The sequence below is a fragment of the Paracoccus sanguinis genome (genome assembly GCF_012689545.1).
Classification (GTDB): domain Bacteria; phylum Pseudomonadota; class Alphaproteobacteria; order Rhodobacterales; family Rhodobacteraceae; genus Paracoccus; species Paracoccus panacisoli.
The window spans coordinates 1,761,461-1,773,065 of record NZ_CP051542.1; the positions used below are offsets into that span (position 1 = coordinate 1,761,461).

The window sequence follows — 11,605 nt, forward strand, 5'->3', positions numbered from 1 at the left end:
CCTTAAGGCATCAGCCCGGCGGCGTAAAGCTGCGGCAGCGCGCCCGAGGCGATCTGCTCGGTGCAGCCATAGGGATAGGTGACAAGCCGCGCCACAGCGCCCGGCACGTCGAGCTGGGCATAGGCGCCCGAGGTCAGCGTCATCCGCCCGGTGCCGGGACGGAAGGCCCCCAGCGGAGCCAGATCCACCGTCTGCGCCGCGCCCGGGGCGAGCGTCAGCTCGATCCGCCGCGTGACCGGCGCATCGCTGCGCGCGACCGGGATGGTCAGGTCCTTGGTCACCGTCCGCCCGTCCGGCAGCGTCGCCGAAACGCGCAGCGCGGCGGTGCCCTCGGCTTCGGGCGCGGTGAGGGTCAGGGGCAGGGTGACGGACTGCCGGTCGGCCAGCGTGACCTCGCCCGGCAGGCCGTCGGTGGTCAGCGCCACGGCAGCGGGCGGCTCGGCCGAGCCTTCGGCCACCGGCGCCTCGCCCGCGGCGGTCTGCACCCCCGCGAGGTTCTCGACCCGCAGCGCCACCGCCCCGGCGGGGCCGGTGACATGGGTCAGCGCGAGGCTCGCCTCGGCCGTGTCGCCGGGCGACAGGAACGCGGGCACGGTGGCGGTCATCACCACCGGGTCGCGGACCAGCATCGTGGTGTCGGTCTGGCCCACGCCATCGGCGTTCCAGACCAGCGCCATCACCCGCACCTCGCCGTTGAAGTCGGGCAGCGGCACCTCGACCGTGACCTTGCCCTCGGCGTCGAGCGTCAGCGGCCCCGAGAACCACGCCATGAGCTTCTCGGTGGGCGGCGGCGCCTGGGTCTGCATCGAGGCAGCGTCGCCGCCTGCGCGGATCGCCGCATCGGCGGCCCCGCCGGGCAGGATCAGCCGGCCGTAGAGGTCGCGCATCCCGACCCCCAGCCGGCGCTGGCCGAGGTAATGGGCGCTGGCCGAGGGGGGCTGGTAGCTGGGCAGGTTCAGGATGCCCTGATCGACGGCCCAGATCGTAGCCTGCACGGTCTTGCCCGGCGCCGCGCCCGCGACGGCGAGCGTCACCTGCGCGGTGCCGCGCGGGTCGGCCTCGGCCGGCGCGGTCAGCGTCGCCTGCAGCGCCCGGTCGCCCGGCTCGACCGCGGCGGCGGCGATGCCGAGGCTGCGGACGGGGGTGTGGCGCGACAGCTCGCCCGTGCCTGCGGCAACCGGGCGGATGGCGCTGACCGCCACATAGGCGTTGGCGCCCCAGTCCTCGGTCACCGGCAGGTCCACGGTGTTGGTCCCCGCCGTGACCGGCACGGCCTTCAGGTCGATCACCCGGTTCGACAGGACCGAGACGACTGCCACCCCGTCCGCCGCGGCCTCGAGCGTCACCCGCGCGGTGTCGCCGATCCGGTAGGCGGGCTTGTCCAGCGCCACGCTCAGCCGGTCGGGCGTGTCGGTGCCGGTCGCGGCGACGCCCCAGCCGGCGTCGAAGCGCAGCGAGCTTTCTGCCCCGTCGCTGCCGGTCACGACCAGCTCGTAGCTGCCCCAGTCCACGGGCACGGTCAGCGTCGCCGGCCCGTCCTCGGGCTGGACCACGCCATTGGCGACCCGCGCGCGGCGGGTGATCGGCTGATAGCTCCAGTCCCCGCCGAGCGCGAACCACTGGTAGTCGGTATCCACCCGGTTCAGCACCCAGTCGAGCCGCCCCGCGGTCGGCGTCAGGTCGGGACCGAGCGCCACGAGGCTGAACTGCGCCTCGGCGCCCTGCGGCACGGTGCCGTCCGGGAACTCGGCGCGGATGCCGGGCGCCGGGCGGGCGGGGAGGACCAGCCGCGTGTCGGTGCGCTCGACCGGGCGGCCGGCGCCCTCGCGCAGGGTCAGGGTCAGCGCGGCCTCGTAGGGCCGGGCGGATGCGGCGAGCGAGGCGGGCAGGTCCACGCGGGCGGCAAAGCGGCCCTCGGCGTCGGTGGTGCCCGCCGGCATGGCGACGTAATCGGGGGCGCTGTCGGCGTCGGCGCGGCCGAAGACATAGCCCTCCCACCCCGGCAGGGCGCGGTTGGGGGTCAGGCGCAGCGAGCCCTCGACCGGCAGGCCGGCGGCGGGGGCGCCGAACAGCCAGCGGGCGTCGATGGCGGCCGCGACGGGCTCGGACGGCGACTGCGGCGCGTCGGGGAGGTTGAGGTCAAAGGCGATCCGCTCGGGGCGGAAATCCTCGACCAGCAGCCGCGCGGTGGCGAGCGGCGGGCCCTGGTCCTCGAGCCGGAACTCGACCCGCCAGGCGCCGCGCGGGGCGGTGTCGGGGATCGGCACGGCGAGCGTATAGCCGCCCGCACCCGCGGGTTGCGGCATCAGCCGGGCGTGCTCGACCCTGTCGGGGCGCAGCACCACGGCGCTGAGCGGCAGGCCGTCGATCGCCCGGCCGCGGTCGTCGCGGGTCATGACGGTGGCAAACGCGGTCTCGCCCGCGCGATAGGCGCCGCGGTCGGTGGCGGCGAAGACATCGACCGGGGGCGCGGGCGGGTTGCCCTCGACGCCGCGGTCGGACAGGTCGAACTCGGGGTCGATGAGCGACAGGAAGGCGAGGTCGGTGACCTCGTCCCCGCTGCGGGTGGTGGCGGTGACGACCGCAGGCTCGGCGGCGTCGCGGCCGCGGGTCAGCCCGGCGTCGAAGCGCGCCACGCCCTGATCGTCGGTCTGCGCCGTGGCCAGCACCGCGTTCCCGCGCGAGATCAGCGCCACCTCGACCCCCGCCCGGGCGGCGGCGTCCGAAAGGCCGCGCACCGCGACGGTCAGCCCGTCGCTGCCCGACCAGCTCGCCAGCCCGAGGTCCGAGATCATGAACCACTGCGCCGCCGCGGGCGCGACCTCGGCCGACACACCCTCGACCTGCGCGGTCAGCACATAGATCCCGGGCGTCAGCGGCCCGGCCCCGGCGCGGTTGAGGTCGATCCGGGTCGCCACCTCGGCGTTGACCGGGTGGCTGCCGCCGCCCGCGGGCGGAGCGACGGTGGCGGTGCCGGTCCAGATCCGCTCGCCCATCCCGGCCGAGAAGGTCTGCGCGCCCCATTCGTCCAGCGGTGCGGCAAAGATGCGGTCGCGCAGCGCCCGCACGAGGTTGCGGTCCGACATCCGGTAGAGCGTCAGCCCGACCTCGGGGGCGTTGACGGTGGTCAGCGTCAGCCCCTGGTCGCCGCCCGTGGGCAGCACATAGGCGCGGCCGGGGAACCGGGCCATCGGCGCCCGGTCGCGGACATACATCGAGAGGGTGACGGGCTTGGCCAGCACCTCGCCATCCGCGGCCGGCAGGCCGGGGCGCAGGGTGATGTCCAGCGCCGCGCCGCGCGCCATGCCGGTGATGCAGAGCTGGCTGCCCTCGCTCTCGACCGCGAGCCCCTGATCGGGCAGCGCCACGAAGGGGCGGAAGTCCACGCCCGGCGCCAGCTCACCCGAGAAATTCACGCAGGCGCGCGGGTCGGGGGTGTTGGCGTCCACCTGATTGTCCGTGACGCGGAAGCCATGCCGGTCCTGAAAGCCCTCGATCAGCGTGGCGAGTTGCGGATCGCCCGCGCCGCCATGCGCCTCGGCGTGGCGCAGCGCCTTGAGCCCGTCGGGGCCGCGGTCCTGCCGCTCGGCGATCAGCGCCCAGGCGGTCAGCGCCGGCAGCCCCGGCCCGGTGGTCCGCAGCCAGGCGTTCAGCGCCGCCGACTGCGCGGCCCGGTCCATCTGGAAATCGTTGCCGCCGTTCTGCCGCCCCGCCGTCTCGAGCGCCGCCGAGAGCGCCAGCCAGTCGTCGGGTGCATCGGTCGCGGCCGTCACCGCGCCCAGCCAGCGCACCGCGCCGGTGGGGTCGTTGGCCTGCGCGGCGGCGTCGGCATAGCCGCGCAGCACGTCCAGCGGCTCGCCCGAGCCGGGGTAGAGCGTGCCGAGGCCCTCGGCCTGTCGCCGCGCGGCGGTCAGGTCGTCGGGGCGCAGCCAGCCCGCGGTGCCCTCGGTCCGGGCGGCCACGGCGGCGAGCGCCGCGGGGTCGGTCGCCAGCACCTGCCCCGACTGCGCGCCGACGAAGGGCACGGGCGCGCCCGCGGCGGCCTTGGGGAAGCAGGCCCGCGAGCGGGCGTTGTAGGTCAGCGCCTGGCAGTCGGGGTTGGCAAGGCAGAGCTGCACGCAGGCATCCGCCGTGATCTGGAAGATCGGGGCGAGGTCGCCGCCCGGCAGGTCCATGTCCGCCTGCAGCACGACCCGCCGCTCGGGCAGCGGCGATTCGGCCCATGCCGCGGGCGCGAGACCCAGCCCCAGCGTCAGGGCGAGGAGCGCGCCGAGCCCGCGGCGGGGGCGCGACACGGCCCTCGCATCGGGCGTCGGACGGGGGGCTGCGGGGCGGAAACGCATCGGACCGGACATGGCAAACCCTCCTCGGGACGCGGCGCGGTCATGGTGCCACGACCGGGCCGGGGCGGCAATCGCCGGGACGGGCGGCCGCCCCGGCGGGCCGGTGCCGATGGCGTGAGGCGGGCCGCGGCGGGGGCCGGTCGGGGGTCGGTCCGGGGGTCTTACCGACCGTGCGCGCCGGGCGGGACGGGGGCGAAAAACCAGCCCGGTCTTGTTTCCCCGGCACTTCTGCCGCAGTGTCGCGGCTGGACCCGCGCCAAGACGGGCCTCACGCGCCACCAACAGGACATCATCCCATGACATTCCAGATCACCGCCCGTGCGCTGCTGCTGGCCTCGGCCGTGGCCCTCTCGCCCCTCGCCCTGCCCGCCGCCTGGGCCGCGACGCCCGCCGACACGCTGGTCGTCGCCGCAACCATCGACGACATCATCAGCCTCGACCCGGCGCAGAGCTTCGAGTTCTCGGGCAACGACGTCACCCAGAACCTCTATGACCGGCTCGTGGACTTCGACCCGCTGGCGCTGGACAAGGGCTTCCAGCCCAGCCTCGCCGAAAGCTGGAAGACCAGCGAGGACGGCAAGACCCTGACGCTGACCATGCGCGAGGGGGTCAAGTTCCAGTCCGGCAACCCGGTCCGGGCCGAGGACGCCGCCTGGTCGATCCAGCGCGCCGTCAAGCTGGACAAGTCGCCGGCCTTCATCCTGACCCAGTTCGGCCTGACGCCCGAGAACGTCGAGCAGATGGTCAAGGCCGAGGGCAACACCCTGTCCATCACCATGGACAAGCCCTACGCCGAGACCTTCGTGCTGAACTGCCTCACGGCCAGCGTCGCCTCGGTCGTGGACAAGGAAACGGTGATGGCCAACGTCCAGGGCGAGGACCTGGGCAACACCTGGCTGTCCACGAACAGCGCCGGCTCGGGTCCGTATTCGCTGGCCGCGTGGCGCCCGAACGAGGCCGTGCAGCTCGTCGCCAACGAGGGCTATTTCCAGGGCGCCCCGGCGATGAAGCGGGTGATCGTCCGCAACGTGCAGGAATCCAGCGCCCAGCGGCTGCAACTCGAGCAGGGCGACATCGACGTGGCCCGCAACCTGACGCCCACCGACGTCGAGGCGGTGGCCGGCAACGACGCGCTCAAGATCACCGACGAGCCGCGCGGCCGCATCCTCTACATGGGCCTGAGCCAGAAGGACCCGCTGCTGTCGAACCCGGCCGTCATCAAGGCGATGCGTCACCTCGTCAACTTCGAGGGCATGGCTGGCAGCTTCCTCAAGGGCCAGTGGAAGATCCACCAGAACTTCCTGCCCGAGGGGTATCTCGGCGCCTCGGACGACAACTCGTGGACCTATGACGTTGAGGCCGCGAAGAAGATCCTCGCCGAGGGCGGGGTGACGGGCGGCACCGTGACCACCAAGGTCCGCGACCTGCGCGAGTATCTGGACGTTGCCCAGACGCTGCAGGCGTCGATGGCCGAGGCCGGGCTGACGCTCAACATCGAGCAGATGACCGGGGCGCAGGTGCTGGACGCCTATCGCGCCCGGCAGGTGCCGATCTTCCTGGGCGAGTGGGGGCCGGACTATGCCGACCCGCAGACCAACGCCTCGACCTTTGCGCTGAACCCCGACAACGAGGCCGAGAAGGGCTCGACGCTCGCGTGGCGCAACTCGTACGCCGTGCCGGCCGAGATGCAGGCCGCCGTCGAGGCCGCCGTGACCGAGGGCGACGGCGAGAAGCGCAAGACGATGTATCTGGACCTGCAGAAGCAGTACCACGACGTGGCCCCGATCCTGCCGCTGTTCCAGCGGGTCGAACAGACCGCCTCGCAGAAGGGCGTCGAGGGCTGGTCGGGCGGCGGCGCCGTGACCTCGGTGCAGTACCGCTCGGTGACGAAGAAGGCCGAGTAACCCTTGTCCACGACCGACCAGATCGCCGGGCGGACCCCACCGCCCGGCTCTGCCGATCCGGGCTCCGAGGGTCCGGGCGCGTCCCCGCGCGGCCCCAGCCGCGCCATGCGCCGCACCCGCCAGATCGGCGGGGTGTTCCTGTCGCTGCTGCTGACGATGCTGGGGCTGCTGCTCGTCACCTTCATCATCGGCCGGGTGATGCCCATCGACCCGGTGCTGAAGGTGGTGGGCGAGCGCGCCACGCCCGCGCAATACGAGGCTGCGCGGCAGGCCATGGGCCTTGACCAGCCGCTGATCGTCCAGTTCCTGCGCTATATAGGCGACGTGCTGCAGGGCGACTTCGGGCGCTCGATCTCGACCGGGCATCCGGTGGCCGAGGACCTGCGCCGGGTGTTCCCCGCGACGCTCGAGCTGGCGGCGCTGGGCACGCTGATCGGGGTCACCGTGGGGGTGCCGCTGGGCGTCATCGCGGCGGCGAACCGGGGCGGCTGGATCGACCAGGTGGCCCGCGTGCTGGCGCTGGTCGGCTATTCGGTGCCGATCTTCTGGCTGGGGCTCATGGGGCTTCTGGTCTTCTACGGCATCCTGAACTGGGTCGGCGGGCCGGGGCGGCAGGGGATCATCTATGACGGCATGGTGCCGGTGAGGACCGGCCTGTTGCTGGTCGATTCGGCGCTGGCCGGGGACTGGGCGGCGTGGCGGGATGCGTTCTCGCACATCATCCTGCCGGCCTCGCTGCTCGGGTATTTCAGCCTCGCCTACATCAGCCGCATGACCCGCAGCTTCATGCTGGAACAGCTCTCGTCCGAGTACATCACCACCGCGCGGGTCAAGGGCCTGTCCGAGCGCCGGGTGATCTGGGGCCATGCCTTCCGCAACATCGCGGTGCCGCTGATCACCGTGATCGCGCTGTCCTTCGGCTCGCTGCTCGAAGGGTCGGTGCTGACCGAGATCATCTTCTCGTGGCCCGGCATCGGCAGCTACATCACCAAGACGCTGCTCGCCGGCGACATGAACGCGGTCCTCGGCGGCACGATCGTCGTCGGCACCTGCTTCGTGGCGCTGAACCTGCTCAGCGACATCCTGTATCGCGTGCTCGACCCGAGGGCCGGATGACCCCCCTGCCAGATCACGCCGCCACCCCGCAATCCACCCGCGACTGGCTTCTGTCGGACGCGCCCACCACCCGCCGGCAGGCGCGGCTGGGCGCGCTCTATCAGGGCTGGCTGGTGTTCCGCGCCAACCACCTGGCCGTCGTCGGGCTGATCATCCTGATCCTGCTGATCGGCACCGCGATCTTCGCCCCGCTGCTGGCCCCGGCGAGCCCCTATGCCCAGAACCTCGCCGAGCGGCTGCAACCGCCCTCGGCCGCGCACTGGCTGGGAACCGACCACCTCGGGCGCGACATCCTCTCGCGGCTGATCTGGGGGTCGCGGATCACGCTGTTCATCGTCGGCACGGTGGCGCTGATTTCGCCGCTGATCGGGCTGATCGTCGGCACGCTGGCGGGGTTCGCGGGGGGCTGGGTGGACCAGGTGCTGATGCGGATCACCGACATCTTCCTGGCGTTCCCCAAACTGATCCTCGCGCTGGCCTTCGTCGCGGCGCTGGGGCCGTCGATCACCAACGCGGTGCTTGCGCTGGCGATCACCGGCTGGCCGCCCTATGCCCGCCTCGCGCGGGCCGAGACGCTGACCATCCGCAACGCCGACTTCATCGCCGCGGCGCGGATGCAGGGCGCCTCGCCCCTGCGGCTGCTGGTCCTGCACATCTGGCCGCTATGTCTCTCGTCGCTGATCGTGCGGGTGGCGCTCGACATGGCGGGGATCATCCTGTCGGCCGCGGGCCTCGGGTTCCTCGGCCTCGGCGCGCAGCCGCCGCAGCCGGAATGGGGGGCGATGATCTCGGACGGGCGGACCTACATCCTCGATTTCTGGTGGGTCGCGGCGATGCCGGGGATCGCGATCTTCCTCGTCAGCCTCGCCTTCAACTTCCTCGGCGACGGCTTGCGCGACGTGCTCGACCCCAAGGGGGGCGCGGAATGAGCGCGCCGCTGCTCTCGGTCCGCGACCTGCGGGTCGCCTTTCCCACACGGCAGGGCGTGTTCGAGGCCGTGCGCGGCGTCAGCTTCGACCTCGGCCGCGAGCGGCTGGGCGTGGTGGGCGAATCCGGCTCGGGCAAGTCGATGACCGGCCGCGCCATCCTCGGCCTCGTGCGCCCGCCGGGGCGGGTGACGGCCGAGCGGATGGAGCTCGACGGCCAGTCGATCCTGAACCTGCCCGAGCGGCAGATGCGCGCCATCCGCGGCCGCCGGATCAGCATGGTGATGCAGGACCCCAAGTTCAGCCTCAACCCGGTGATGCGGGTCGGCGACCAGATCGTCGAGGCCTATCGTCAGCAGACCGGCGCCGGCCGCGCCACCGCCCGCACCCGCGCGATGGAGATGCTCGAGGCGGTCCGCATCCGCGAGCCCGAGCGGGTGCTCGGCGCCTATCCGCACGAGGTCTCGGGCGGGATGGGGCAGCGGATCATGATCGCCATGATGCTGGCCTCGGGCCCGGAAATCCTGATCGCGGACGAGCCGACGAGCGCGCTGGACGTGTCGGTGCGGACCGAGGTCCTGCGGATCATGGACGATCTGGTGCGCGACCGCGGCATGGGGCTGATCTTCATCAGCCACGACCTGAACCTCGTCGCGCAGTTCTGCGACCGGGTGCTGATCATGTATGCTGGCCGGGTGGTCGAGACGCTGGCTGCCCGCGACCTGCACGCCGCCCGCCACCCCTATACGCAGGGGCTCTTGAACAGCCTGCCCCGTCTCGATGCGCCGGTCGAGCGGCTGGCGGTGCTGGAACGCCGGCCCGAGTGGAAGGACGGCCCGCTCGACCCGGCGCTGGTCGATGCCTCGATGATCGACGCGTTTCCGGGGGGCGTGCGATGAGCGCGCCGATCCTCGAGATCCGCGACCTGCGGGTGTGGTTCGGCAACCCGCCCGACCGGGTGGATGCGGTCAAGGGCGTCGACCTGACCGTCGCGCGCGGCGAAAGCTTCGGGCTGGTGGGGGAATCCGGCTCGGGCAAGTCCACCATCCTGCGCGCGCTCGCCGGGCTGGCGCCGACCTGGTCGGGGACCATCACCGTGGATGGAGAGACGCTGCGCGGCACCGCCCGCAGCAAGGCCTTCCACCGCAAGGTGCAGATGGTGTTCCAGGACCCCTATGCGAGCCTGCATCCGCGCCACACCGTCGACCGGGTGCTGGCCGAGACGCTCAAGCTGCAGGGCATGGACGACGTCGACCGCCGGATCGCCCGGCTGCTCGACGACGTGGGGCTGGGGCAGGGCTTCCGCTTCCGCTATCCGCACCAGCTGTCGGGCGGCCAGCGCCAGCGGGTCGCCGTGGCCCGCGCCCTGGCCGGAGAGCCGGCGCTGTTGCTGCTGGATGAGCCGACCTCGGCGCTCGACGTGTCGGTGCAGGCGGAAATCCTCAACCTGCTCGCCGATCTGCGCGCCGACCGGGGGCTGACCTATCTGATGGTCAGCCACGACCTCGCGGTGATCGGGCATCTCTGCCAGCGGCTCGCGGTGATGCAGGGCGGGCTGATCGTGGACCGGCTGGACGCCGCGGCGCTGCGCGCGGGCCGCGCCGAGACCCCCTACACCCGCCACCTCATCGAGGCCTCGCAAAGCTACGTCGGCTCGGCCGGCTAGGGCCTAGTCCCCCCGCCGCAGCGCGGGCAGGCCCACGCCGGTCGCGTCGAACCCGCCATCCACCGCCAGCGTCTGCCCGGTGACGAAACTCGCCGCCTCCGACAGCAGGAAGGCGATCCCCTCGCCGATCTCGCGCGCCTCGCCATAGCGGTTAAGCGGGATGGCGTCGTAATAGGCGGCGATGATCTCGGGCGCGTGGACGGCCATGGCGAGCTTGGTCCTGACCGGCCCCGGCGCGATGCAGTTGACGCGGATGCCCTGCTCGCCCAGCTCCGCCGCGAACTGCTTGGTCAGGTGGATCACCGCCGCCTTCGAGGTGCCATAGGCGACCCGCAGCGTGGATGCCCGCAGCCCCGAGATCGAGGCGATGTTGACGATCGCCCCCCGCGTCTCGGCCAGCGCCGGAACCAGCGCCTGGGTGCAGAGGAACACCCCGTCGAGGTTGGTGGCCATCACCTCGCGCCACGCCTCGAAATCCGTCTGCGGGGCGCGCGCGAACAGCGCCACGCCGGCGTTGTTGACCAGCCCGTCGAGCCGCCCGAAGCGGCTGAGCGCCGCGTCCCGCATCGCCTCGACCTCGGCGGGGATCGAGACGTCCGCCACGATCGGATGCACCCCCTGCAACCCCGCGGCCGCCTCGGACAGCGCCGGGGCGTCGCGGTCCACCATCGCCACCTGCCAGCCGCGTTCGAGCAGGATTTCCGTGGTGGCGAGGCCGATGCCGCGCGCGGCCCCGGTGATCAGCGCGACCTTGGCGTGGGTGGTCATCGGCGGTCCTCCATCGGTTCGATCAGCAGTTCCAGCGTGACGCCCACCGGGTTGGCGCCGCGTTTCAGCTCGCCCGACTTGATGCGCCCGGCGATGTCGACGACCTCGATCCCCACCCGCGCCCGGCCGGCGCGCAGCACCGCGCCGTGCAGCCGCAGTTCGGTGGCGAGGCAGTCCATCCGGCCTCCTTGGGCGAAGCGCACATGGTCGATGCTGCCGAGGCCGTGCAGCCTTGCCTCGGTGATCCCGTGGGCAGCGCACAGCGCTTCGATGGCCGTCACCACATCCTCGCCCGGCGCGATCCGGGCCAGGAGGCTGTCGCCCGCGCCGTCGCCCTCGGGCTGGAACAGGGTGAAGGCGCTCTCCTCGTCCGGGCGCGCGACGAAGCCTGCGTCCCGCGCCCCCAGCCCCGTCACCGGGGCGTCGGCGGCCACGACGCTTTCGAACGGCAGCAGATGCCCCATCGCCACCGGCGCGCGGCCCGCCTGCCAGAGCCCGTGACAGTGGAGGAACGCCGCGCCGTCGCGCGTTCCCACGCTGGCCGTGGCGCGGATGATCCGGGCGTCCTCGAGAGTGTGGGTGTCCGAATACCACGCCGCATGGAGCCCGTCGGTGGAGAGCGCCGGCAGCACATAGCGCAGCGGCGCGCAACTCGCGCCGTCCAGAAACACCATCCCGCCGCGGCAGCCGGCCGCGGCGAACAGCCGCGCGACGCCCGCCATCACCGTCTCGCCAGCCCTGAGCACCCCCTCCACCGGCGCGAACCGCGCCCGCACCGCAAGTACCCGCTCGGCGGCGCGCGGGCCGGGGTGGACCATGCGCCCCTCAGGCGGTCCCAAATATCCTGGGGTCCGGGGCAAAGCCCCGGTCCTGCCCTTGCCG

The 11,605-nt window shown here is 72.7% G+C and carries 8 protein-coding genes; 5 read left to right on the forward strand and 3 right to left on the reverse strand.

Going from position 1 to position 11,605, the window contains the following annotated elements; all coding sequences use genetic code 11:
* Positions 1-2: 2 nt before the first annotated feature.
* Positions 3-4,295 (reverse strand): MG2 domain-containing protein, encoded by a 4,293-nt coding sequence (locus HGN31_RS08385; RefSeq protein ID WP_244960940.1) that lies wholly within the window; start codon positions 4,293-4,295, stop codon positions 3-5.
* Between the two features lie 344 nt (positions 4,296-4,639).
* Between HGN31_RS08385 and HGN31_RS08390 the strand changes: the two genes are divergently transcribed.
* The 5 genes from HGN31_RS08390 to HGN31_RS08410 all read left to right on the forward strand — a co-directional run bounded on the left by HGN31_RS08390 (position 4,640) and on the right by HGN31_RS08410 (position 9,955).
* Positions 4,640-6,247: an ABC transporter substrate-binding protein gene (locus HGN31_RS08390; protein ID WP_036701737.1), complete on the forward strand. Its 1,608-nt coding sequence runs from the start codon at positions 4,640-4,642 to the stop codon at positions 6,245-6,247.
* A gap of 105 nt (positions 6,248-6,352) precedes the next feature.
* A complete protein-coding gene (locus HGN31_RS08395) occupies positions 6,353-7,363 on the forward strand; it encodes an ABC transporter permease (RefSeq protein WP_052176420.1) in 1,011 nt (336 codons plus the stop codon).
* A complete protein-coding gene (gene nikC / locus HGN31_RS08400) occupies positions 7,360-8,292 on the forward strand; it encodes a nickel transporter permease (protein WP_052174892.1) in 933 nt (310 codons plus the stop codon). The genes HGN31_RS08395 and nikC overlap by 4 nt, the downstream gene beginning before the upstream one ends.
* Positions 8,289-9,188, forward strand: a complete 900-nt coding sequence (locus HGN31_RS08405; RefSeq protein ID WP_168782919.1) for an ABC transporter ATP-binding protein — start codon at positions 8,289-8,291, stop codon at positions 9,186-9,188. Before nikC ends, HGN31_RS08405 begins: the two co-directional genes overlap by 4 nt.
* On the forward strand, positions 9,185-9,955 hold the full coding sequence (locus HGN31_RS08410) for an ABC transporter ATP-binding protein (RefSeq protein ID WP_036708589.1): 771 nt from the start codon (positions 9,185-9,187) through the stop codon (positions 9,953-9,955). Before HGN31_RS08405 ends, HGN31_RS08410 begins: the two co-directional genes overlap by 4 nt.
* 3 nt (positions 9,956-9,958) lie before the next feature.
* Here the strand turns inward: HGN31_RS08410 and HGN31_RS08415 are convergent, their stop codons facing one another.
* Both HGN31_RS08415 and HGN31_RS08420 read right to left on the reverse strand, forming a co-directional pair.
* Positions 9,959-10,723: an SDR family NAD(P)-dependent oxidoreductase gene (locus tag HGN31_RS08415; protein ID WP_036708587.1), complete on the reverse strand. Its 765-nt coding sequence runs from the start codon at positions 10,721-10,723 to the stop codon at positions 9,959-9,961.
* On the reverse strand, positions 10,720-11,541 hold the full coding sequence (locus HGN31_RS08420) for a PCC domain-containing protein (RefSeq protein ID WP_168782920.1): 822 nt from the start codon (positions 11,539-11,541) through the stop codon (positions 10,720-10,722). Before HGN31_RS08420 ends, HGN31_RS08415 begins: the two co-directional genes overlap by 4 nt.
* Positions 11,542-11,605: the final 64 nt, after the last annotated feature.